Below are 22,572 nucleotides of genomic sequence, written 5' to 3'. Positions count from 1 at the left end.
CCGCTCCACCACTGACACAAGGGAAGGCATCGTGACCTCACCTGCACCCGAGACCGCAGCCCCGCGGGCCTCGACCCTAAAGACCTCACGCGGCGGTGCCGCCGGGGACAAGGTCTTCTCCGGTCTGGCCCTCGCCGCGGGCATCATCATCCTGCTGGTGCTCGCCTTCGTGGCGATCTTCCTCGTCTGGGAGTCGTTGCCGGCCCTGTTCCCGGAGGCGTTCGACAAGGAACTGAAGTCCGCGGACACCTTCTTCCAGTACGTGTGGCCGCTCATGGCGGGCACCCTGATGGCCGCGATGGCCGCCCTGCTGATCGCCACCCCGATCGCCGTGGGCGTCGCGCTGTTCATCTCTCACTACGCACCGCCGAAGATCGCCCAGCCGGTCGGCTACGTCATCGACCTGCTCGCCGCGATCCCCTCGGTGGTCTACGGCGTGTGGGGCTGGCTCACCCTCGCCCCGCTCATGGTGCCGATCTACCGGTGGCTGCACGAGTACCTGGGCTGGCTTCCGATCTTCGGCGGCGACGTCACCACCACCGGTCGCACGCTGATGACCTCCGGTGTGGTCCTGGCGGTCATGATCCTGCCGATCATCACCGCCCTGTGCCGCGAGATCTTCTCCCAGACCCCGAAGCTGCACGAGGAGGCCGCGCTGGGCCTCGGCGCCACGCGCTGGGAGATGATCAAGATGACCGTCTTCCCGTTCGCCCGCGCCGGCATCGTCTCCTCGGTCATGCTCGGCCTGGGCCGTGCGCTCGGTGAGACCATGGCCGTCACCCTGGTCCTGTCCCCGGGCGTGTTCACCTGGTCCATGGTCCAGTCCGGCCGCAACGCCACGATCCCGTCCGAGATCGCACTGAACTTCCCGGAGGCCTTCGGCATCCGTCTCAACGAGCTGATCGCCGCGGGCCTGATGCTGTTCATCATCACCCTGGTGGTGAACATGATCGCCCGCTGGATCGTGAACAAGCACAAGGAATTCTCGGGGGCCAACTGATGAACTCGACTGTGAACCACACTCCGGCCGAGACCGGGGCCGCCCCCGGCGACCGCGAGCCGCGCCGCGGGGAGGAGAAGAAGATTCGCGTGCAGCGGTCCTCGCTGACCTCCGGTCAGAAGCCCTCGTGGACCTGGATGGCCGTCCTGGCCGGAGCCCTGGCGGTCGCCGCCGGGCTGACCTTCCTGCTCACCGACGGAGGCTTCTCCGTCGGGGGCTTCGCCGTCCTGCTGGGCATCCTCTACGTGGTGGGCATGTACATCGTCGACCACTTCCTCGAGACGAGGCGCCGCGCCACGGACAACCTGTGGCGGAACTTGGTCTGGGGGACCTTCCTCATCGCCCTGGTCCCGCTGGTCTCGGTGATCTGGTCCGTGGTGGCCACCGGCCTGCCGACCCTGGTCACCCAGCCCCATCTGCTGCTGTTCGACATGGCGGGCGTCACCGGTGCGGACGACGCGGCCTACGCCGACGGCGGCTCCCCGGCCGGCGGACTGCCGGGCGGCTTCGTCCACGCTCTGATCGGCACCGTGATGATCACCCTGATCGCCACCGTGATCTCCGTGCCGATCGGCCTGCTGACCTCCATCTACCTGGTGGAGTACAGCCGGGACAACTGGTTCTCCCGCGCCATCATCTTCTTCGTGGACGTGATGACCGGCATCCCCTCGATCGTGGCGGGCCTCTTCTCCTTCGCGATGATGCAGGTCGTCATGGAGCGCATCCTCGGTCCGGGCCCGGCGGCCATGCAGGCCGTGAAGATGGGCTTCTCGGCAGCCATCGCGCTGTCCGTGCTGATGATCCCGGTGGTGGTTCGCTCCACCGAGGAGATGCTGCGCGTGGTCCCGAACGAGCTGCGCGAGGGCTCCTACGCGCTGGGCGTGCGCAAGTGGCGCACCATCTTCAAGGTGGTCCTGCCGACGGCTATCTCCGGCATCGCCTCCGGCGTCACCCTCGCGATCGCCCGTGTGGCCGGTGAGACCGCGCCGATCCTGGTGACCGCGGGCTACGCGATGAACATCAACTGGAACCCGTTCGACGAATGGATGACCGCCCTGCCGGTGTTCATCTACCGTCAGCTCGTGGCCCCGACGTCCCCGACCGCCACCGACCCGTCGCTCCAGCGTGCGTGGGCCGCGGCCCTGGTCCTCATCGTGATCGTCATGGGCCTGAACCTGATCGCACGCGTGATCGCCAAGGCGTTCGCCCCGAAGAAGGGCCGCTGACCGAGGCCGGTGCGGAGCCCACCGCTCCGCGCCGGCCCTCCGGCCCCACAGACTCCCGCTCCACAGCGACTCCCCAGAAGGAAAACCGCACATGTCCAAGCGCATCCAGGCCAACGACGTCGACGTCTTCTACGGCAAGTTCAAGGCCGTCGAGGGCGTGAACATCGACATCTCCCCCCGCTCCGTCACCGCCTTCATCGGTCCGTCCGGCTGCGGCAAGACCACCTTCCTGCGCGCCATCAACCGCATGCACGAGGTGCTCCCCGGCGCCCACGTCGAGGGCTCCCTGCTGCTCGACGGCGAGGACATCTACGCCCAGGGCGTGGATCCGGTGGCCGTCCGGTCGCAGATCGGCATGGTGTTCCAGCGCCCGAACCCGTTCCCCACCATGTCCATCCGGGAGAACGTGCTGGCCGGCTACAAGCTCAACGGCACCCGCCTGAGCCGTTCCGAGGCGGACTCGATCGTGGAGAAGTCCCTGCGCGGCGCGAACCTCTGGAACGAGGTCAAGGACCGCCTGGACAAGCCGGGCTCCGGCCTCTCCGGCGGTCAGCAGCAGCGCCTGTGCATCGCGCGCACCATCGCCGTGTCCCCGGATGTGATCCTCATGGACGAGCCCTGCTCGGCCCTGGACCCGATCTCCACCCTCGCCGTCGAGGACCTCATCAACGAGATGAAGGAGAACTACACGGTCATCATCGTCACGCACAACATGCAGCAGGCGGCCCGCGTGGCGGACAAGACCGCGTTCTTCAACATCGCGGGCGTCGGCAAGCCGGGCAAGCTCATCGAGTACGACGAGACCAACGTCATCTTCAACAACCCCTCGAACCAGCAGACCGAGGACTACGTCTCCGGCCGCTTCGGCTGACAGGCACCGCCTCCGGCTCCGGAGGCACCCCACGACGTCGGCTCCGTTGCCCTTTCGAGGCGACGGAGCCGTCGTCGTGTCCGCACCGTCCGGAGGACCCACCCTCCGCGGTTTGAGGGGCAGACACGGGGTTGAGATCGCAGAACGCGGCCGTGTTGTATCCCCGAAACGGGAGGCCGGTCCCCAAAGCGGCCGGCCGGGACGGCGGCTCTGCTCAGGCGAGGACGAGGACGCCGCTGGCCAGGATGAAGGACAGCACCAGGCAGACGGCGGGGGTGGCGATCCACCACAGGAACACACGGCCCAGCTGGCCCCAGCGGACCGAGGCGAAGGTCTGGTCCTGACCGGCGCCGACGATCGAGGCGACCGTCATGTGGGTGGAGGACATCGGCATGTGCAGCAGCAGCGTTCCGAAGAACAGCCAGGCGGCCGCGGTGCCGGCGGCCACGGAGGCGCGCAGCGGGTCCAGGGAGACGAGCCGCTCGGTCAGGGTCCAGGAGATGCGCCAGGCTCCGCCCAGGGTGCCGATCGCTGTGGCCAGGGCGAACGCGCCCGCGCAGGCCCAGAGCTGTTCCGGGGGCAGGGCCGTGAGCTCGGTCGCGCCGGCACTGGCCAGGACCAGGGCCCAGAGGATGCCCATGCGCTGACCGGTCTGCATGCCGTGGCCGAACGCTGAGGCGGACGTGGAGATCGCCAGGGCGAGCCGGGCGCGGTGCTGGACGCGGACGGTGGAGCCGGTGGTTCCGAGCCGCAGCAGGGGACGGGTCAGCAGACGCGCGAAGGCCCAGGCGATGAGCGGGGAGATCAGCAGGCCCACGAGCAGTTCCCACTGGACGAAGGAGACGACCTGCTGGATCTGATCGCTGCCCACCGTCAGGTGCGCGGCGATCGTGGTGCCCCAGAGGGCGGAGATCAGGGAGTGCGTGGTGGATCCGGGGATGCGGCGCCACCACATGAGCAGGCCCCAGCCGATCGTCACGACGATGGCGATGCCGGTGGTGGCCAGGCCCGGCCAGCCGTTGGTCTCCGGGTGCAGGAAGAACGCCGCGTAGAACGTCATCAGGGTGGTGCCGAAGAGGACGCCGAGCGCCTTCATGGTGGCGGTGAGCTGCAGGGAGATGCGCGGGGACAGGGAGCGGAAGCGGACCGCGAGGGCCACGGAGTTCGGGGCGTCGCGGAAGCCGGTGAGGACGCCGAGGCCGCAGATGGCCACAAAGCTCAGGGTGAGGCCGAGGAGCACGGTGGCGGCCTCAGGACTCGCGGACGAGGACGGCACCGAGGTGCGTGTTCACATCGCGCAGGGCCTCGATGGCGGACTGCAGCGCCCAGGCGACCTCGCGCCGGCGGTTGAATTCGCGTTGCAGCAGGTCCTCGCCGAAGGAGGCGAGCCACTGCACGAGCACCCGGTCCGTGCGGCGGGAGGCGCGGGTGAGCTGGATCCAGGTCTCCTCCAGGGCGTCCAGGTCCCGGAGCTGCTCGGTGGCGTCCGTGAGCAGCTCGGACTGGCGGCCGATGGTCTCCAGCATGTCCAGGGCCTCGGCCGGCAGGTCGTCCATGCGACCGTGGTGCACCAGGAAGCCCGCGGTCACCACACGCTGCACGGCGTGGTGGATTCCGGAGGCGAGCAGGTACAGGTCTTCGCGGGGCAGGGGGGTGACGTAGACGCTGCGCAGCGCCGTGAGGAAGGCCATGAGGGAGGCGGAGGCGGAGGCGTCCAGGTCCGCGAGGTCGCGGTCCACGGCGTCTCGGGAGGACCCCTCGGAGACGGGGGACTGGGCCACAACGTGGACGGAGCGGCCGAGTGCGCCGGCGAGGTCCGCCATGTGGATCAGGGCCGGGGTGTCGCGGGTGGTCAGCCAGGTCCGGCGCTGCGCCATGGGGCCTCTCCTGACGGGTCTCGGGCCGGCGGCCCGGCGGCTGCCGGCGCCGTCTGCGGCCGGCGTGGGTGCGGTGGAAGGGGGCGCGGTGCCGGACCGGGAACGCCTCTCGGCGGATGGCCGCTCGCAGCGGCAGAATGTTGGAGCCCGGGGTTACCAGCAGCCCGGCACCGCTGTCTGTCAGTCTAGCGATCCGTCACGCCAGCCACGAGCCGAGTCCTCGAGCGCCTCCGCGGTGCCCAGCAGCCGCTCGGCTCGGCGCGTGAGGCGTACGGCGTGTGCGGGGGCGGCGATCTCCAGGTCCTCCGCGTGGCGGGTCTGGCCGAGGGAGACCACACGGGCGTAGGCGGCGGCGCGTTCGAAGGCCACGTCGATCTCGGCACGGTAGGCACCGGTGAGGATCGTGGTGGTCAGGCGACGCAGTTCCTCCGGCCCCGGCGGCTCCACGGCCCCGGCGACCGCGCGGGCCACGTGGGCGTCATGGCCTGCCCGGTACCAGGCGGCCCAGGACTCGCCGTCCCGCGCGGTGGCCTCGTGCAGGGCGTAGAGGCGCCAGAGTGCCCCGGCCAGGGAGACGGCCGGCGCGTCCGCCCAGAGCTCCGCCACGGTGGCGATCCCCACCTCCTCGACCAGCCCGATGAGCCGCTCGACCACCTGCGGGTCGTCCTCCGTCTGCCCGCCCGTGACGAGGGCATGGGCCAGGCGGGAGGCGGCGGCGGAGACCTCGGCCGGGTCTTCTCCGCCGGCGAACCGGGCCAGCTCGTCCGGCGTGGACATCCGCGGACGATGGTGGCGGACCGGCCGGGACGCGGTCGAGCTGGCTCCCCGTCCGGAGGTGGCGCGGTGGACGGCCATGGGCGGACTCCTTCTCACGATCGTGGGCGGGAGCCCCACGGTACTCTCCCACGGCGGGCCGGTGCCCTGCGGTAGGCTCGAGAGGCCCGGTGCGAGCACCGGGCGACGGGCCTTTAGCTCAGTTGGCAGAGCATCGGACTTTTAATCCGCCGGTCGCGGGTTCGATCCCCGCAGGGCCCACCGAGCACCCGCGCCCACGCGGCGCGGAACGGCCCCTCACACGCGAAGTGAGGGGCCGTCGTCGTCCCTCGCCACGGTTGACGGCCGGACGCCCCCGCTTCACGACGACGGTCCCGCCGCCGTCACGTGTGCCGTCACCGGGGCCGTGTCCCCGCCTCGGGGGCGTCAGGACCCGAACAGCCGGTCCACGTAGGCGTTGGTGAAGACGCGCTGCGGGTCCACGGCGTCGCGGACGGCGCACCAGTCCGCGTGATGCGGGTAGGCCTGCGCGGCCCAGGCGGCGTCGCGGGTGTTCATCTTGCCCCAGTGTGGGCGGCCGCCCAGGGAGACGAACAGGTCCTCGACCTCGCGGAAGTAGTCGGTCGGGTCCTCACGGTGGTAGCGGTGCACGGCGATGTACACGGAGTCCCGGCCGTGCGCGGTGGACAGCCAGACGTCGTCCGCGGCGGCGGTGCGGACCTCCACGGGGAAGGAGACTCCGCGGCCGTCCCGGAACATGCCGGCGCAGATCTCGCGGAGCCCGGCGAAGGCCTCCTCGAAGTGCTCCAGCGGCATCGCGTACTCCATCTCAGTGAACCGCACGGAGCGGTCCGCCACGAACACGTTGTAGGAGACGTCCGTGTAGGTGCGCTGGTCCAGGCCGCGGCAGGCGATCCCGTTCAGCACGGGCACGGTGCGCGGCACGGCGGCACCCAGCCGGCACATGAGCTCGTAGGCGCCGTTGGCGAGCAGCCCGTCCATGACCTTCGTGCGCAGCGGCGGCAGCGGGTCCAGCCCCGAGCCGAGGGGAAGGCGGGTGTTCAGCTTGGTCAGCCCCACGCCCGAGCCCGGGAACCAGTAGAACTCGTGGTGGTCGGCGGTGCGGGAGCGCTCCCGGAAGCGGGCCACGGTCTCGTCGATCGGTTCGGCGCGCTCCTCGGCGCGCAGCAGGAAGGACTCGCACACGGCGAGCTCCACCTCGGTGACCACGCCGAGCGCTCCCAGGCTCACCCGGGCGGCCTCGAACAGTTCGGGCTCGTGGGCCGCGTCCACGCGGCGCAGGCGACCGTCCGCGGTGAGGATCTCCAGGCCCGTGACCATGCCCGAGTAGCCGGTGTGCCCGAGGCCGGTGCCGTGGGTGGAGGTGCTGATCGCTCCGCCGAGGGTCTGCCGGTCGATGTCACCCATGTTCGCCAGGGCGAGCCCGTGGGCGCCGAGCAGCGGGCCGAGCGCGGACAGGCGCGTGCCGGCGCGCACCCGCACCCGGCCTGCCTGGCGGTCGATCCCCGTGAGGCCGGTCAGCGCGCCGAGGTCCAGCTGCACGTCGTCCGTGGCGGCGACGGGGGAGAAGGAGTGTCCGGCGCCGATGGGCTTCACCCGCCCGCCGCGCGCAGCCGCCTGCTCCACCACCGAGGCGAGCTCCTCGACTCCGGCGGGACGGACGACCGCCGACGGCGTCCACGACTGGGACCGGCACCAGTTGTAGGCGGTGGGGCGGGTCGGCGTCCCTGCTGACGATGCGCTCACAGGAAGACCTTCCCCTCGCCGCGGTAGGTGGGCCAGACGTCCACGATCTCGTCCTCCACGCGGCAGTAGACGGCCACGGCGGACAGGTGCTCGGCAGGCTCGCCGGCCTTCGCGTGGCGGAAGAACACCGGGTCGCCGAGCTTCATCCCGCGGGCGGCCGCGCCGCGCAGCGGGGTCTGCACCTCGCCGGCGCCCTCCTGCCCGGAGAGGGACAGGCCCTCCGGCCAGGCCACGGTGGGGGAGCGGTCCGGCCCCGGCACGCCGGAAGCGATCCAGCCGCCGCCGGTGACGGTGACGGTGGTCGGGTCGGTGCGCCGCGCCACCGGGCAGATGAAGAAGCTCGCGGGGCGGACGGTGAAGTGCGCGAAGGCATCGAAGCTGGCCGGCCCCAGCAGGCCGGAACCGGCGCCGACCTCGGTGACCGCCCCCTCGGCGACCGTGGACTCGATCGAGCCGGTGCCGCCGCCGTTGACGAACTCCAGCTGCACGCCGTGGCGGGCGGTGACCTCGCGGATCGCCTGCACCATCTCCACCCGGCGGCAGGCCAGGTCCCGGATGGAGGCGGCCTTGATGCCTCGGATCGCCAGGGAGCGGGGTCCGCAGCCCTCCGGCAGCCCCGCCACCTGGCCCTCATAGGCGAGCACGCCCACCAGGGAGCAGCCGGGGGCGCCGAGGATCTTCTCCGCCATCACGCGCGCCTGCTTCGGGGTCTTCACGGGTGAGCGGAGGGCGCCGACGCGGAGCCAGGGGACGGCGGTCGGCTGCCAGGCGGCGTCCAGGTCCAGGCAGAGGCGCAGCGGCGGCATCTCGCCGGTGGACTGTGAGGGGTGCAGGCCGGCCTCGCGCTGGACCTGCTCGATCAGCTCGAGGTGCTCGGGCGAGTCCACCGCCACGGTGATCGCGGCGCGGGCCTCGGCGGAGCGGACCCAGGCGCGCAGGGCCGGACGGTCCACGGTGGGGTAGGCGACCAGCAGGTCCGTGTGGCCGCACTCCTGCAGCCACAGGGCCTCGGCCAGGGTGAAGGCCATGATGCCGGAGAAGCCGTCCTCGCCGAGGGCGGCCTCGATGGCCCTGCGGATGCGCAGGGACTTGGAGGCCACGCGGAGCGGGGTGCCGGCAGCGCGCCGGGCCATGTCCGCGGCGTTGGCGCGGAAGGCGGTGATGTCCAGCAGGGCGAGGGGCGCGGGGGGCAGCTCGTCCTGGCTGCGCCGGAGCGCGGCGACGTACGCCTCGAAGGGGGGCTGCTGCGCCACTGCAACGGTGGCCGGGGCTGATGTGTGCCGTGTCACGGCTACGATTGCACCATGTCCGGGACAGCCCTGCCACCATCGGAACGCCTCGCCACCGGAGTCCACGCGCTCTGGTCCCGCCCCGTCACGGAACGGGACGGCACTGATCTGGTGCTCGTCTTCCACGGCTACGGCACGAACGAGCGGCGCGCGGGTGCACGCTTCTTCCCGATGCTCCCCGAGCGCTGCACCGGGCTCGCCCTCCGCGGCGGCCTCGAGATCGACGCCGGAGCCACGGAGGGACTGCCGGACGACCCGGGCGCCTGGGGCTGGTTCCTGCTGGACCTGAGCCTGAAGGGCGAATTCTCCCAAGTCCTCGCCGCCGTGCACCGCGTCTACGACGTCCTCGCGGACGAGGCCGTGACCCGCCACCGCTTCCGGTCTGTCTCCGTGCTCGGCTTCTCCCAGGGCATGGCCATGGCGACGACGGCCATCCGGGTCCGTCCCGAGAGCTTCGCCTGCGGTGTGGGGCTGGCCGGCTTCGTCCTCCAGGACGCCCTCCTGGAGACCCTCGACTCGCCTCCGGAGGGACCCGGCCCGCGTCCCTTCTTCTGGGGCCGCGACCCCGCCGACCCCGTCATCCACGACGGCGCGATCGCCTACACGGACCACTGGGTGCAGGAGCACACCCGGCTCACCGCCCGCACCTATCCGGGCATCCTGCACTCCGTCAGCCCGGAGATGGGCCGGGACGTGAAGATCTTCCTGGAGCACACGCTGGCCTCCTGAGGAGTGCAGGCCCGGCCGGTGCGAGCAGGGAACACCCGCCGCGGAGCAGAAGCCCGCCCCGTGGCGGGCCTTGCCCTCCGGTTCGTCACGCCCTCAGCGCACAAGGCCCCCCGGCCCTCTGTCGCGCGCCGCCCCGGGCACTACTGTGGCGCCATGGCAAAGAACTCCACGCTCGGACGCCTCGCCGGTGGAAAGGCGATGAACGTCGCGATGAACAGCGCCTTCGACAAGGACGGCAACCCGACCGACGGCTTCCAGAAGGCCGTGCTGCGGGCCATCAGGATCCAGCGCCCGCTCGTGCTGGCCAACATCCGCCGCCTGCACCGCAGGCATCCGGACGAGTCCCCCGCGCAGATCGCGGACCGTCTGAACGACCAGTACCTGCTGGCCGTCACCGGCGCGGGGGCCGCTGTGGGCGGCACCGCGATCATCCCGGGCCTCGGCACGGTGGCCGCGCTGGGACTGTCCGCCGCCGCGGTGGTGGGCTTCATGGAGACCACCGCCCTCTACGCGCAGTCCATCGCGGAGCTGCACGGCATCTCCACGGACGACCCGCAGCGCGCCGAAGCGCTCGTCATGGCCGTCATGCTCAGCGAGGACGGCAGGAAGATGCTCCGAGACTTCGCCGCCGGCCAGCGCGGCGGCGGCATCGTGCCTGGCGGGACCGCGAACTCCACGGGCCTGTCCGCGCTCATGGGGATCGGCGCCCAGGGCAGCATGTCCGAGCTCTTCTTCCAGCAGATGAAGAAGAAGTTCATGCGGAAGATGCTGGTCCGCCAGGGCGCCGGATTCCTGGGCCGCGCGGTCCCCTTCGGGGTGGGCGCCGTGATCGGCGGGGTCGGCAACCGTGCCATGGGCAAGGCCGTGGTGAAGTCCGCGCAGACCCTGTTCGGCCCGCTCCCGGCCGCCCTGCCCGGTGAGGTGGTGCACCCGACCACGGACCCGGAGCAGGACGAGCAGGAGCTCAAGGTCCTCGAGGAGAAGGCCCGGAAGGAGCTCTCCGGCCAGGTGGACCTGGACGGCGATCCGGTCGCCTCCCCGGTGGACGCCGCGCCCGCCGAGGACAAGGACAAAGGCAAGGACGAGGGCAAGGGCGAGGGCTTTGTCGCCGGCCTCAAGGGCCGCTTCGGCCGCAGGAAGGACAAGAAGGCCTGACGGCCGGTTCCCCGGCACCACCGCCCGGGCAGGCGCCTGCGGAAGGGGACGACGACGGACACCCGCCGTGGCCGTGCGTCGTGCCCCTCCCTCGTGCCGGGGGCTAGAGCAGGACCGTGGCCAGGGTGTGGATCACCAGGCCGGCCAGGGCGCCCACCACGGAGCCGTTGATGCGGATGAACTGCAGGTCCTTGCCCACGAACAGCTCGAGGGTGCGGGCGGTCTGCTCGCCGTCCCAGCGCTGCACGGTCTCCTCGATCACGCCGGTCAGCTCCGGTCCGTACTCGGTGAGCGCCGAGGCGGCGGCCTGCCGGGCCAGACCGTCCACGCGGTCCCGCACGTCCGCGTCCTCCTCGAGGCGGCCGCCGAGGTCCCGCAGCCCGTTCACGAGCGCACGGTGCAGGTCCGAGGAGGTGTCCTCGAGCGCCGTCAGCAGGGACTCGGACAGGCCGTTCCAGGCGCGGCGCAGCCAGTCCCGCAGGTGCTCGTCCGCGAAGAGGCTCCGCTTGAACCGCTCCACCGACTCCCGGGTGGCCGGGTCCGCGCGCATGCGCTCGGCCACCTGGGCCAGCCACTGGTCCACGGCGCGGCGCGCCTCATGACGCCGGTCCCGGCGGATGCCGGCCAGATACTTGAGCAGCTCGGCGTGCAGGCGCTCGGCCAGCAGCCGGTCCACCAGGTCCGGGCTCCATTCGGGGGACCGCTTCTTGACGGTCTCCACGAACACCTCGGGGTGGGCGGCGACCCAGTCCCCGGTGTTCTCCACGATCAGGTCCACCAGGGTGTCGTGGTGGCGTCCGGCCAGCACGTCCTCCAGGACCCCGGCGAGCGTGGGGGACCAGTCCGGTTCCACCATGTGCCGCTGCACGAGGTGGCCGAGCAGGTCCTGGATGACCTCGTCGTCCGCGGCCGCCACGGCCTGGCGCGCCACGGCGGACACCTGGACGGCCACGCGGGCGGCGTTCTCCTCCGTGCGCAGCCAGCGGCCCAGCGGCGCAGCGACCTGCAACCCCTCCACCTTCTCCCTGGCCACGTCCGAGTCAAGGAAGTTCTCCTGCACGAAGTCCTTCAGGGCGGAGCCGAGCTGGTCCTTCTTCCGTGGGATGAGGGCCGTGTGGGGCACCGGCACCCCCATCGGATGGCGGAACAGGGCTGTCACCGCGAACCAGTCCGCGAGCGCGCCCACCATGCCACCCTCGGCTGCGGCGCGCACGTAGGACAGCCACGGGTGCTGCTCCTGCAGCACGAACGCGATGACGAACACGACCGCCAGGAAGACGAGCAGGCCCGTGGCCACCGCCTTCATGCGGCGCAGGTCCCGGGCACGGGAGTCGACGGCCGGATCGACCCCGGCCATGCCGAGGGCCGGAGTGCCGGAGGCGGGGGAGAAGGTCACTGCGGGTCTCCTGGGACGGGGCGGTTCCGCCGGCCGCAGGCGGCGGCGAGGCGGGCGGAGAAGGCGGGGGCCGTCGTCGGGAAGGAGGTGCTCCGACCCGCCGGCGACCTGCGATGACGACCATTGAACCAGCCCCGCCGGACGCCGTGGTCCCGAGTGTCCGCCGTCCCGTGGCCGGGGGCATGGCCGGCGTTCACCGCCCGTTCGTCCCGGGCTCGTAGCGTGCACGGCATGACACCGCTGGTGATCGCCCACCGGGGCGCGTCCGCCGACTACGCCGAACACACCCGCGCCGCCTACCTGCACGCCCTCGCCGTGGGCGCGGACGGTCTCGAGTGCGACGTCCGCCTGACCCGGGACCGCGAGCTCGTCTGCTGGCACGACCCCACGGTGGACCGGTGTTCGGACGGCAGCGGGCCGATCGCCGAGCACACCCTCGCCCAGCTGCGCCGTCTGGACGTGCACTCCTGGCATCCGGCGTCCCTGCCCGCCGCCTACGGCCGGGCGCGGGACCAGCTGCTGCGCTTCGCCGATCTGCTCGAGATCGCCGCAGCCGCCGGACGGCCTCTGCGCCTGGCCGTCGAGCTCAAGCACCCCTCCCCGTTCGGGCACGAGCTCGAGGAGCGCGTGCTCGCCGAACTCGTGTCCCACGGCTGGGACCCGGAGACCGGCATGCTCGGCGCTGTGCAGGTGTCGTTCATGTCCTTCGACCCCGGTTCCCTGCGGCACCTGGCGCCGATGGCCGGGCCGGACGCCCTCTGCGCCCTCGTGGACGTGGACCCGGAACCGGCAGCCTCCCGCCTGGCCCGCGGCCCCGTCACCCGGGTGGCCGTGCGCGCCGCGATGCAGCAGGCGCTCGCCGGCTGCGAGGCCCTCGTGTGGGGCGGCGGCACCCAGCTGGCCGGCCCCTCCGTGGCGTATGTGCGCCGTCACCTCGCGGACGTGAAGGCCTGGACTGCCGCCGGGCGTCGGCTGCGCGTGTGGACCCCGGACCTGCCGGAGGACGTCGCGTTCCTCGTCTCCCACGGGGTGCACGAGCTCACCACCAACCGTCCGGGAGCGGTACGGGAGCAGCTCGCCGCCGAGGCCGCCGGGGCTGCGGCGTCCGTGGGGGTCCGGCGGGGGCGTCAGAGCAGCCCTGCCCGCAGGGAACATGCCGCGGGCCTTCACCCTTCGCGCGGAGTGTGAGTATGATCACGGGCAACCCCGGGGCGTGATCAGCGCCACTCGGGGGCCGCTCGCGCCGACATGGAGGCGCCAAGCACGCACGTAACGCCAAGCGCCGTTTCCTGGCCGCCGCGGCCGTCACCGCGTCCGCAGTCCTCGTCCTGGCCGGCTGCGCCGAGTCCCAGCGCGGGGACAACACCGGCGGAGGAACCGACGGGGACGTGGACAGCACGTTCATCCTCGCCGGCTCCTCGGAGGAGGTCTTCACCAACCCGCGGCACCCGTACACGCGACGTCTGCTCGCCTCGATCCCGGGCAACGAGCTGGGGATCTCGGTGGAGGCGGACGGCACCCACGTCTGACCCACCCGCTTTCGTTCGGGAAACCGTCGCGTTCCGCGTCACTTTCGTTCAAGAAACCGTCGCGTTCCGGGGCGCCTCCGGAGTGGAGCGATCAGCCAGTCAGCTGAGCAGCGCCCATCCGGTCACTGCGGACACCCACACCAGGAAGGAGACCAGCAGGCCCCCGCCCATGATCAACAGGACCCGTCCGCGCAGGTCTCCACCGCTCACCGTGCGTGCGTCACCCGCTTGGACCGCCGTGACAACCATGGCGATCACCAGGATCACGAGTCCCAGGCAGGCGCCGCCGACGGCCAGCAACGGGCCGAAGCTGCCGGCATCCAGGGAGTCCGCAACTGTGCGATGACCCGAGCCCTGCTGCGTGAGGACGATTCCGACTGCGGAGACGAGTGCCAAGACGACGGCGAGCCCCGCCAGAAGCCAGGACCGCCTGGTCAACGGTCGGTGCGTCTGGGTGGCCCGGAGTGTGTTGGATTTCATCGTTCTCTCCTTCTGCGTTGGGCGTGTATGTTCCGGCGAGGTTCTTCTCCGACCCTTCGGCTCCTTAGACGGAAGTGAGAGAGGCCGCCTGCGGTACCGGCTCCTCCCACAGGGCACGGTAGGCCGTGCAGCGGGTCCAGAGCTCCTCGTGGGTTCCACGGTCGGCGATCCTTCCCCTGTCCATGACGAGGATCTGGTCTGCGTCGCGAACCGTGGTCAGGCGATGAGCGATCACCACGGCGGTCGTGCCCGTGGGGCGCTGGCGGACAAGGTCCACCACGTTGCGCTCGGCGACGCCGTCCAGCTGAGAGGTCGGTTCGTCCATCAGGAGCAGGTCCGCTCCGCGGGTGAGGGCGGACATGATGGCGAGCCGCTGGCGTTCCCCACCCGAGTGCCGCGGACTCGAGGAATCGCCCTCACCGCGGCGGATGTCTTCGACCAGTGAGGCCAGCCCCGGTACCGCGGCGATGGACTCCGGTCCGGCTCCCAGCAAGAGGGTCTGCTCCTGTTCGACGATCCCGAGCCGGGCCCGATAGTCCATCAGGTCGATGTCCTCGACGGGCTGCCCGTCCAACAGCACGCGGCCCTCAGACGGCGTGATCCGCCGTGTCAGGAGTTCGAGGAGTGTGGTCTTGCCGGCTCCCGACCGGCCCACGACGGCAGTGAACCCGCCGCTCGGGAAGTCTGCGCTGACATGATCCAGGCGCGGAGTGCGGGGGTCACGGCCCGGCACTGAGACTCGGTCGAGCGAGAGCTGGCCGCGCAACGGGACAGCGTCGATGTGATGCCAGCGATCGGATGACAGCGGAGGCAGCCGTCGGTCGACCCTCAGCGCGTGACGGCGCTCGGCGATTCGGCCCGCAGCCGCGCGTCCCTCCTGCCAGGCGAGCACGCCGTTGGACACGGTGGCGGCGGGCCCTGCGAGGAGGCCGAAGTAGAGCACGAAGGTCACGAGGTTCTCGAGCGGCAGGACGCCGGCGGCCACGCGCAGCCCGCCGACGCCGAGGAGCAGAAGGAGGGCGATCGACACGGCGAGTTCGTTCAGAGGGGCCATCAGACCGCGTACTCGGCCGATGCCGCGGCCGTGCCGGCCGGCGTCGACGAAGTGGCCGAGTGCGGCGAGCGCGCGTTCGCCCTGGAGGTTCCGGTGGGTCAGGGCGCGGTGCTCACGGATGAGGGCGTCCACGTCCGCCGTCGCATTCGAGATCGCTTCCTGCCGGTCGCGGGTGAGCCGGTTCACTCGGTGACCGCTGGCCATGGCGATGGTGCCCAGCACGGCGACGGCACCGAGGGCCATCAGGAATCCGAGCGGATCGAACACGACCATGGCCGCGAGGGCGACGCCCGACAGCAACAGCTGGGCTGGGATGTCGAGTGCGCCGGCGGACACCGTGTTCTTGACGGCCTCGACATCACTGGTCACACACGTGAGATGGTCCGAGCCGCGGGACCGCTCCATGCTGTCGGCATCGGCGCGGGCGACGTCCTCCACGATGCCGCGCCGATGTTCGAGCGCGATGTCCTCGGCGAGCGATGCCTGCACGACCGCCTTCACGGCGATCGCGGTGACAAGACCCAGCAGCACGACCGCCAGTGCCCACACTGCTGGGAGCGGCAGGCTGTCCAGGTCACTGGTCTGCGCCATCACCCTGTGGACGACGAGGGGTTGGACGAGGCTGAGGCCTGAGACGAGGCAGGACAGCAGGACCACCGAGGCCGCCTTGCGTGTGTGGCCAGCGGTCAGCCATGCGGTCGAATGCACGGGTTCACCTCTTCCTGTGGTTCGCGGCTCTGCTGCGGTCGGCTCCGTGGCCTCGGCCGTGCGGCAGGGGAGGGCGTCGGGGGCAGAGCCTGCAGGGGCTCTGCCCCCGACGCGCGCTCCTGTTCCATGGTCGTGATCCGTTCAGGTCAGCAGACCGCCACGGAGATGGTGGAGATCACCTTGCAGTTGACGGACAGCGACGAGCCGGCTCGCAGCTCGATGTCGTCCTGGGAATCCATGGACTGGAGGGAGAGGACCTGGTTCTTCATGATGGGGTTCCTTTCTGTGTTCGGTTCCTCCGGTCGGTGACGGGCGTCACCGACCGTCTCCGCGTTCCTTCGCCGCCGGGTAGGAGGCGGTGGGCAGCGGCATCCAGGCGGGAGCCTGGACATCTGTGCGGCCGACCAGCGCGCAGATCAGACCTGCGCTGCCGGTGCCGAGATCATGGGACAGGCGGTATCCGAAGTCACCTGTCAGATAGACGGCGTCTGTGCCGTCGTCCACGAGGAAGTTGCCGAGCAGGCGACCAAGACGCTCCAGGATGTCGGTGCGTTCGGCATCGAGCAGACGGACTGCGGAGATCAGGCCTGCGGTCCCCCGCAGCAACCCGGCGTTGTAGAAGCTGCGGGAGTCGGCGGAGCGGAGGGCCCCCTCCGTCATCCCGTCGAGAGGTGGGACGACGGCGCCGGACCGCTCGGCAGCCCGGAGGGCGACGAGTGTGCCCGCACCACCGCCGGCGAGGTAGGGGATGAGCCGGCGTCCGTCCACGATCGTGAAGGCCCCGTCGTCTTCCCCATAGGCGCCGGAGCGGATATCCGAGGCCAGCATCGTGGACATGGGCTCTTCGAACTCGTGGACACGATCCGGCATCTGATCGCACAGGACGGCCAGAGCCAGACCGCAACCGGTCCATCCCTCGAACAGTCCGATGGTGATGGCATCCGGATCGGAGGCCAACGGAGCCTGGTCCGGGTCGTATCTGCGCACGAGATCACGCGCCACGGCCACTGCCGCCGTCTGGAAGCGCTCGTCCCCCGTGAGGCGGTGGAACGCCAGCAACTGCAGCAGGATGCCCGCGTGTCCAGCGTCCACGGTCAGTCGTTCGTGCGTGCGGTCATGAGATCGGGACAGGTGTGCCACATGATCGAGGACCTCATCCATCACGGCGGCGGCTTCGTTCTGCATGCCTGCTTCCCAGAGGACACCGCCGAGGCCGGCGCCGCCCGTGAACAGGCCATAGTCCTCAGTCCGGTCCTTGGTGGCGTCCAGCCAGCGAGCCGCGGCATCGCGCAACCAGGCCCGGGCCGGGTCCGGAAGCCCGCCGGAGCGCAACAGGGCAAGACAGGCCCCCGCGCCGCCGTTACGGACGTTGATCGTGCCGAATCGCTCTGTGTACTGTCTGATGTCCCCGGGGACCAACTGCGGCGAGCCAGGATCCATGTCCTTGAGAATCCCGGCGCGCAGGGCCGCGACGAGTCGGTCCGGTCGCCGTACCAGATCCACGCCAGACGCGGCCCTCCATCGGGTCGATGTGGTGCGGACACGCTCCGGCACTGCCGTCCAGAGCCTTTGCACCAGGTCTGCCGCGGTGTCGCCGTGAAGCTGCCGGATGGTGTCCACGTGCACATCCCAGAGGTCGGGGGCAAGGTCCTCGGCGGGGCCGATCGGAAGGAACGCCTGCCGTGCGATCTTGGCGAGGCCGTACAGGTCAGCCTCCCGCATGCTCACCTGACCGTAGGGCGTGTAACCGAGGGTCATCAGGCCCGCCTCGCGGGGCGCATCGACCTCGCCGGCGCATTCGAGGTCAATGCAGCGGACCTGCAGATCGTCGTCGACCATGACGTTCAGCGGTTGGAGGTCGCCCAGCGCGATTCCATGCTCATGGATGCCAAGCACACAGCGCTCGAGTCTGCGCACCACGGTGATCGCCTGCCGGACGTACTCCCGCCCGTCGCCGTCATAGGCGAAGGGGAAGTAGGCCGCGATCCAGCTGTTCAGCGTGACGCCGTGGACATACTCCTGCGCCATGAACCTGTGTTCCCAGGCATCGAACACCTCGACGAGTTCGGGGACGAAGCCGGTGCCCCGGAGCCGGGTCATCATCTGCGCCTCGTGATCGATGCGCTCCACCGCGTCGCGGCCGCGCGCATCGATGCCGGCACCGGGCCTGCCCTCCTTGAGCACGACTGTCGTATGGTTCCTGTCCAAGGCCTTGTAGACGCCGCCGCCGTTGCTGAAGTGAAGGGCAGACTCCACCTGGTAGGGGAAGGGCGCCGCGTCGTCGGGCTCCGCGGAGACCAGTCGAGCTGGGAGTTCGACGAAGTCCGGCAAGGACCAGACGGGCCCGCGGGTGTCCGGGACGAGGATGCCATCGGGGTGGCGCAGGGCCAACTGCTCCTGGCCGTCCTCCGTCACGACCCGCATCTCTGCGAACGCTCCGTAACGGTAGTAGACGAGGCCGTCACGCCAGCGACGGTCGGAGAGGACATAGGGGCCGGGCCGGAGGTCGGCTGTGAGATCGTGCAGTCGGTCGAGGAGGGCCATGAAGTGCTCCTCGTCACGTGGGTACACGGTGATGAACTTGCCCGAGGAGGACCGGTCGCCGTACTTGGAGTTCTTCAGCAGCAGGCGTGCAGGGGACCGGGTCACCTTGAACGCCAGGTCATCTACCAGGGCGACGGGCAGAAGCCGGGCGATGACCTCCTCCGCGTCGTCGACACGCGCGGAAAGGTGGATCTTCCATCCCTGGACGGGGAGTGTGGTCCCCGTCGGAAGGACGAAGGTCCAGTCCTCGTCCTTGCGAACGGTCCAACCGTCGGGCACCTCGATGCCGTAGTCGGCCTCAGGGCGGCGGTCGGAGTCCCGGTAGAAGTCGTGACCGGGGATGACGTACTGGTGATAGCGCAGGTCCACGGGGGTCCTCCTCGGGCGGGGATCGCCCTTCAGCAGACGGATACGCTCGCCGTGCTGGCAGGGGCGATGGTGGTGATGGGGCAGAGGGCGATGCTCGTGCCGGAGAAGATGCTTCGTCCGGCCGACGACGTCCTGCGGACGTCCATGCCCTGGAGGGAAAGGATGGCGGTCATCTCTGGCTCCTCACTTGCCCGGGACGCAGACGGCGATCGAGATCGTGCTCTGCTCCTTGCAGATGATGCTCAGGTTCGACGTGAGTCCTGGAATGTCCGAGCTCCGCAGCTCAGGCTCGACGTCCTGGAGGAGCAGCACCCGCTGGGAACGCGTCGTGGCTGACTTATGCGAGGTGATCATGGTGTTTCCTTTCTCATGGATGGGTGGGGATCTGGTCGTTGCATTCCGGCCCAGGGGCAGGTCAGGAGCCCAGGGGCAGGTCAGGGGGACCGCGGTCGGCGAGATGAGTCGCCTGGGCCGCCGCTTGCGAAGCCGCTGCGTGGAGTTCAGCGGCTTCCGCGTCCCAGGTCGGTCCGAACAGGACACGTCGATCCCGGCGGGAACCGAAGCTGGTCACGGAGAACTGATGGATGCTTCCTCCACGACGCACGAGCCAGGGTCCGCCGGATCCACCGGACGAGATTCCGCAGCGAGCTCGATACGCGGTAGCGTCGGCGAAGGGACGATCGACCGAGGCGATGTTGCGGATGACAGCGCGACGGGGGAACACCCTGGACTCGAAGCCGACGACGGCGACGGGGCCTTCATCGATGTCCTTGGAAAAGTCGGGCCGCACCTCGGGGCCGAGAACCTCGGCGTCGAACTCCCGGGGCAGGCGGACCACGGCGAATGCGAGGTCATGTTCCACGGAGGCCCGTTCTCTCCACGCCGTCGGAACGAATGCGCGAAGGACCTCGAGGTGTCGTCCGCTCGGGCGGCGGGTGGGAATCCCGTGCCGGCGGCCGAGCAGGACTCGGCTGTCGACGTGGTCGTGTTCACCGGTGGTGAGGCAGTGGGCGGCGGTGGAGATGATGCCGAACGTCCCCTCGGTGGAGAGAAGGGTGGCAGTGCCGACGGTGATCCCGTCCGGGGTGGTCGAGACGAGACGGCCGACGCGCCGGGACGCGAAGCCTGCCCAACGGCTCGGATTTCTTCTGATGTCGGCCATGGCTGGTGCACCTCCTCTCGACTTCGGCGAATCTGTCCGACGTCTCGTGACGTCGTCGATGACTCCATGAAATCGGCAGCAGGCAGTGAGCACATACAGTCGTCCGACCTGAACTTCCGGCGAATCGCTGTGGCGGTGCGTACTGGACGGATGGCCAGTCAGCCTGTGCGGAGGGACTGCCTGGGGCCCGGATCAGGCCGGCAGGCGCACATCGACGCGCCAGAGTTCACCGAGGGGCCCGATCTCTGCGGTCCCTCCCAACAGGGCGGCTCGTTCGTGGAGCCCGGCCACGCCCAGACGGGAGCTGCTGTCCTTGGACCTGGGCTGCCACGGCTCGCGCCGGATCCGATTCTCGAGCAGGCATCGCACTTCGTGCGGCCGGAGCTCCACCTGGACGACGACGGGAGCTGAGCGGTCGGCATATTTGAGGATGTTCGAGAAGGCCTCACGCAGGATCCGCGCCAAGGATTCATTGATGGTCCGGGAGACTGTTTCCCAGGCTGCCTCATCCGGTGTGCTCGTACGCACGTCGAAGCCCAGTGCGCGGGCCTGGTGGACGACGTCGGAGAGGACTGCTGCTGCGTCGGCCGGTCCCTCAGGAGCCGGTGGTGGGGTCGGCTGAGTGCTCTCGGCGCGCAGGACACCGAGCAGGGTGCGGAGCTCGCGCAGGCCCTGGACCGCGTGTTCGCGGGTGCTCGAAAGGCCCTCCTGGAGGGCGTCCACGTCTGTGGAGCTGCGGCGGGCCCCCGCCAGCATGGAGATCACGGTGAGCTCGTGGGCGACGACGTCGTGCAGCTCGCGGGCAAGTGCTTCGCGTTGGCGGCGTATGGCGGTCCGCCGGTCGGCCTCGGCTTGTTCGAGACGCTGCTGGGCGCGATGCGCCTGGCGGCGCATATGTCGCCCCACCGATGCCAGAGCCCCGGTGGGAAGCGCGAACAGAAGGTAGGTGACGAGGAAGGCGAGGGTGCCGTCGAGGCGCAGGGAGACACTGGTGGACCACAGCACCAGCGCCGGCACGGCGAGAAGCATTTCGCGCCGGCTCCCGAACAGGATCGTCAGGGCGAGGAAGAGGATCGCGATGAACGTCAGCAGTCCTGCGGTCTCCACGATGTGCGGTCCGACCAGAGACCCCACGATGAACACGGCCAGGGCCGTCGGGCGGTGGAAGATCGCCATGACCGGTGCGAGGCATGCGGCGAGATAGCCGGCCGACGCGGCGATCGCGTCCGACTCGTCCTGCGTCCCGACGAGCACGGGGATGAAGTCGATGACGAGGGCCAGGCTTGTCAGGCACAGGAACAGGTGTGTGGCCCGTCGAGGCCAGTCGCGACCTTGTCTGGACGCGGCAGAGTTCTTCAGGACTGTCGCCTCGCCGCCGCCCGCACCCTTCTGCACGAGGTCAGAGTCTCATACAGAACCTGGACAGGCCATTCGGACGATCGGATGGCCTCCCACGTGTGACGTCCCTCCGGGGTCAGCAGGTCTTGTACAGCTTCCCGAAGACGAAGCACCACTGGTCATTGAGCCAGGTGGAGGGGGCGAGCGTGGCTGGCGATTCCGTCGGGGCGGCGTGTGCGGCCGGGGCACCCAGCACGGTGGAGACGACGAGCGCGGCTGCAGTGGCGAGGACGGTGGTCTTGCGGCGCATGGTGGGTTCCTCTCTCCGAGACTTCCACGGAACTGTCGTTCATCCCGTGGCGTGTTCAGCTTCACAGGGAGAGGGGCGGCCGCACTATGGCCGTTGGGCCAGTACTCCGGTGGCCAAAGGTCAGTGGCCACAGCGGGATCACTGGAAACGGGCCAGACCGGTCTCAGGATTCGCCAGCGACGGCTGGATGAGTCCGAGCTCGGTGCCTCGGACCAGGAGCTGCACTCGGTCTCGAGCACCCAGCCGGTCGCAGGCCGTGCTGAGGTAGAGCTTGACAGCACCGACGGAGAGGTGGAGTTCGTCGGCGATCTCCTGGTTGTTCATACCTCCAGCCAAGCACGCGAGCACGTCGGATTCGCGCGGGGTGAGCGCAGGGGGCTGTCCATCTTCGGCGGGGTCGTGGAGAGGTGGTCGCCGCGATGCGGGACTTTCGTTGCAGATCTGGTCGACGAGAAGTGAGACGACCTGTGGGGAGATGGTCATCTCCCCGGCCGCGCACGCCCTCACGGCTGCGCGGATGTCCTCCGGCTCGGAGTGCTTCACCACGTAGCCCGAGGCGCCGGCGCGCAGGGCGGAGAGCACCCACTCCTCGGAGCCGAAGGTGGACAGGGCCAGACAGCGTACGGGGGTGTCCTGCGTAAGGGAGGCGATGGTGGCGACTCCGTCCTGCACCGGCATGTCCAGGTCTGTGACGAGGACGTCGGGTGACATCTGGCGGGCGAGGCGTTCGGCCTCCGCGCCGTCACCGGCGTCCGCGACGATGTCGAAGCGGGGGTCCTTGGCGAGCAGCTCGACCAGGGCCGCTCGCATGATGGGCTGGTCTTCGGCCACGACCACCCGCAACGTGACGTCCCCGTGGCTCGTCTCCTCGTCCTGTGCTTTGGCCATGGTCCCCTCCAGCCGTCGTCTGTGAATCGGGCCTGCCCCCGACGGTAGTCGTGGTTCGATCCGGCCTCCACCTCTCGGCGGCGACGACGCTCCCAGCACTTTCGTT

22 protein-coding genes, 1 tRNA gene and 1 pseudogene are annotated in these 22,572 nt (G+C 70.2%); 8 read left to right on the top strand and 16 right to left on the bottom strand.

What is annotated here, in order from left to right; translation table 11 throughout:
- Window positions 1–31 precede the first annotated feature (31 nt).
- The 3 genes from pstC to pstB all read left to right on the top strand — a co-directional run bounded on the left by pstC (window position 32) and on the right by pstB (window position 3,097).
- The gene (pstC, locus tag HMPREF2863_RS05405) at window positions 32–1,000 is read left to right on the top strand and encodes a phosphate ABC transporter permease subunit PstC (protein WP_070638629.1); all 969 of its coding nucleotides are present in this window, start codon (window positions 32–34) and stop codon (window positions 998–1,000) included.
- Between the two features lie 137 nt (window positions 1,001–1,137).
- On the top strand, window positions 1,138–2,226 hold the full coding sequence (gene pstA / locus HMPREF2863_RS05400) for a phosphate ABC transporter permease PstA (protein WP_141756368.1): 1,089 nt from the start codon (window positions 1,138–1,140) through the stop codon (window positions 2,224–2,226).
- Between the two features lie 91 nt (window positions 2,227–2,317).
- Window positions 2,318–3,097, top strand: coding sequence for a phosphate ABC transporter ATP-binding protein PstB (pstB, locus tag HMPREF2863_RS05395; RefSeq protein WP_067191027.1), 780 nt, complete (start codon window positions 2,318–2,320; stop codon window positions 3,095–3,097).
- A 214-nt stretch (window positions 3,098–3,311) separates the two neighbouring features.
- Here pstB and HMPREF2863_RS05390 read toward each other — a convergent pair whose 3' ends face one another.
- The 3 genes from HMPREF2863_RS05390 to HMPREF2863_RS05380 all read right to left on the bottom strand — a co-directional run bounded on the left by HMPREF2863_RS05390 (window position 3,312) and on the right by HMPREF2863_RS05380 (window position 5,829).
- Complete coding sequence (locus tag HMPREF2863_RS05390) at window positions 3,312–4,373, bottom strand: inorganic phosphate transporter (protein ID WP_246828835.1); 1,062 nt, start codon at window positions 4,371–4,373, stop codon at window positions 3,312–3,314.
- The gene (locus HMPREF2863_RS05385; RefSeq protein WP_070638626.1) at window positions 4,348–4,974 is read right to left on the bottom strand and encodes a hypothetical protein; all 627 of its coding nucleotides are present in this window, start codon (window positions 4,972–4,974) and stop codon (window positions 4,348–4,350) included. Before HMPREF2863_RS05385 ends, HMPREF2863_RS05390 begins: the two co-directional genes overlap by 26 nt.
- A 180-nt stretch (window positions 4,975–5,154) precedes the next feature.
- Window positions 5,155–5,829, bottom strand: coding sequence for a hypothetical protein (locus HMPREF2863_RS05380; protein ID WP_070638622.1), 675 nt, complete (start codon window positions 5,827–5,829; stop codon window positions 5,155–5,157).
- Between the two features lie 107 nt (window positions 5,830–5,936).
- Between HMPREF2863_RS05380 and HMPREF2863_RS05375 the strand changes: the two genes are divergently transcribed.
- A tRNA-Lys gene (locus tag HMPREF2863_RS05375) sits at window positions 5,937–6,009 on the top strand.
- Window positions 6,010–6,174: 165 nt separating this feature from the next.
- On the opposite strand, the gene HMPREF2863_RS05370 is transcribed toward HMPREF2863_RS05375, so the two are convergent.
- Together HMPREF2863_RS05370 and HMPREF2863_RS05365 are read right to left on the bottom strand one after the other, a co-directional pair.
- Entirely contained in the window at window positions 6,175–7,515 is a 1,341-nt protein-coding gene (locus HMPREF2863_RS05370; RefSeq protein WP_070638619.1) for a D-arabinono-1,4-lactone oxidase, read from the bottom strand.
- Window positions 7,512–8,768 carry an alanine racemase gene (locus HMPREF2863_RS05365; RefSeq protein ID WP_083315246.1) on the bottom strand — a complete coding sequence of 419 codons (1,257 nt, stop codon included), beginning with the start codon at window positions 8,766–8,768 and terminating at the stop codon, window positions 7,512–7,514. The genes HMPREF2863_RS05370 and HMPREF2863_RS05365 overlap by 4 nt, the downstream gene beginning before the upstream one ends.
- 51 nt (window positions 8,769–8,819) lie before the next feature.
- On the opposite strand from HMPREF2863_RS05365, the gene HMPREF2863_RS05360 reads away from it, so the two are divergent.
- Window positions 8,820–9,533: an alpha/beta hydrolase gene (locus HMPREF2863_RS05360; RefSeq protein ID WP_070638615.1), complete on the top strand. Its 714-nt coding sequence runs from the start codon at window positions 8,820–8,822 to the stop codon at window positions 9,531–9,533.
- A 153-nt stretch (window positions 9,534–9,686) separates the two neighbouring features.
- Window positions 9,687–10,688 (top strand): hypothetical protein, encoded by a 1,002-nt coding sequence (locus HMPREF2863_RS05355; RefSeq protein WP_141756367.1) that lies wholly within the window; start codon window positions 9,687–9,689, stop codon window positions 10,686–10,688.
- A 103-nt stretch (window positions 10,689–10,791) separates the two neighbouring features.
- Here the strand turns inward: HMPREF2863_RS05355 and HMPREF2863_RS05350 are convergent, their stop codons facing one another.
- Window positions 10,792–12,084, bottom strand: coding sequence for a DUF445 domain-containing protein (locus tag HMPREF2863_RS05350; RefSeq protein ID WP_245232100.1), 1,293 nt, complete (start codon window positions 12,082–12,084; stop codon window positions 10,792–10,794).
- 231 nt (window positions 12,085–12,315) lie between these two features.
- Between HMPREF2863_RS05350 and HMPREF2863_RS05345 the strand changes: the two genes are divergently transcribed.
- On the top strand, window positions 12,316–13,272 hold the full coding sequence (locus HMPREF2863_RS05345) for a glycerophosphodiester phosphodiesterase family protein (RefSeq protein WP_083315248.1): 957 nt from the start codon (window positions 12,316–12,318) through the stop codon (window positions 13,270–13,272).
- A 221-nt stretch (window positions 13,273–13,493) separates the two neighbouring features.
- Window positions 13,494–13,613 (top strand): annotated as a pseudogene (locus HMPREF2863_RS11805) (hypothetical protein); the annotation flags it as partial.
- 99 nt (window positions 13,614–13,712) lie between these two features.
- Here the strand turns inward: HMPREF2863_RS11805 and HMPREF2863_RS05340 are convergent.
- The 10 genes from HMPREF2863_RS05340 to HMPREF2863_RS05315 all read right to left on the bottom strand — a co-directional run bounded on the left by HMPREF2863_RS05340 (window position 13,713) and on the right by HMPREF2863_RS05315 (window position 22,466).
- A complete protein-coding gene (locus HMPREF2863_RS05340; RefSeq protein ID WP_067191037.1) occupies window positions 13,713–14,093 on the bottom strand; it encodes a hypothetical protein in 381 nt (126 codons plus the stop codon).
- A 64-nt stretch (window positions 14,094–14,157) separates the two neighbouring features.
- A complete protein-coding gene (locus HMPREF2863_RS05335) occupies window positions 14,158–15,855 on the bottom strand; it encodes an ABC transporter ATP-binding protein (RefSeq protein WP_067191039.1) in 1,698 nt (565 codons plus the stop codon).
- 146 nt (window positions 15,856–16,001) lie between these two features.
- Window positions 16,002–16,124, bottom strand: coding sequence for a class III lanthipeptide (locus tag HMPREF2863_RS12160; protein ID WP_209279936.1), 123 nt, complete (start codon window positions 16,122–16,124; stop codon window positions 16,002–16,004).
- 46 nt (window positions 16,125–16,170) lie between these two features.
- The gene (gene lanKC, locus HMPREF2863_RS05330) at window positions 16,171–18,768 is read right to left on the bottom strand and encodes a class III lanthionine synthetase LanKC (protein WP_067191041.1); all 2,598 of its coding nucleotides are present in this window, start codon (window positions 18,766–18,768) and stop codon (window positions 16,171–16,173) included.
- Between the two features lie 29 nt (window positions 18,769–18,797).
- A complete protein-coding gene (locus tag HMPREF2863_RS12155) occupies window positions 18,798–18,941 on the bottom strand; it encodes a hypothetical protein (RefSeq protein ID WP_180525333.1) in 144 nt (47 codons plus the stop codon).
- A 10-nt stretch (window positions 18,942–18,951) separates the two neighbouring features.
- Window positions 18,952–19,122 (bottom strand): class III lanthipeptide, encoded by a 171-nt coding sequence (locus tag HMPREF2863_RS12150; protein WP_180525336.1) that lies wholly within the window; start codon window positions 19,120–19,122, stop codon window positions 18,952–18,954.
- Between the two features lie 61 nt (window positions 19,123–19,183).
- Window positions 19,184–19,930 carry a trypsin-like peptidase domain-containing protein gene (locus tag HMPREF2863_RS05325; RefSeq protein WP_067191043.1) on the bottom strand — a complete coding sequence of 249 codons (747 nt, stop codon included), beginning with the start codon at window positions 19,928–19,930 and terminating at the stop codon, window positions 19,184–19,186.
- A 192-nt stretch (window positions 19,931–20,122) separates the two neighbouring features.
- Window positions 20,123–21,037, bottom strand: coding sequence for a sensor histidine kinase (locus tag HMPREF2863_RS05320; RefSeq protein WP_168165760.1), 915 nt, complete (start codon window positions 21,035–21,037; stop codon window positions 20,123–20,125).
- Between the two features lie 367 nt (window positions 21,038–21,404).
- Window positions 21,405–21,578 carry a hypothetical protein gene (locus HMPREF2863_RS12040; RefSeq protein WP_157531282.1) on the bottom strand — a complete coding sequence of 58 codons (174 nt, stop codon included), beginning with the start codon at window positions 21,576–21,578 and terminating at the stop codon, window positions 21,405–21,407.
- Between the two features lie 138 nt (window positions 21,579–21,716).
- The gene (locus HMPREF2863_RS05315) at window positions 21,717–22,466 is read right to left on the bottom strand and encodes a response regulator (RefSeq protein ID WP_070638605.1); all 750 of its coding nucleotides are present in this window, start codon (window positions 22,464–22,466) and stop codon (window positions 21,717–21,719) included.
- Window positions 22,467–22,572: the final 106 nt, after the last annotated feature.

The organism is Micrococcus sp. HMSC067E09, assembly GCF_001812555.1.
In the GTDB taxonomy this organism is placed as follows: Bacteria; Actinomycetota; Actinomycetes; order Actinomycetales; family Micrococcaceae; genus Micrococcus; species Micrococcus lylae.
This window is presented reverse-complemented; position numbering and strand designations above follow the sequence as displayed.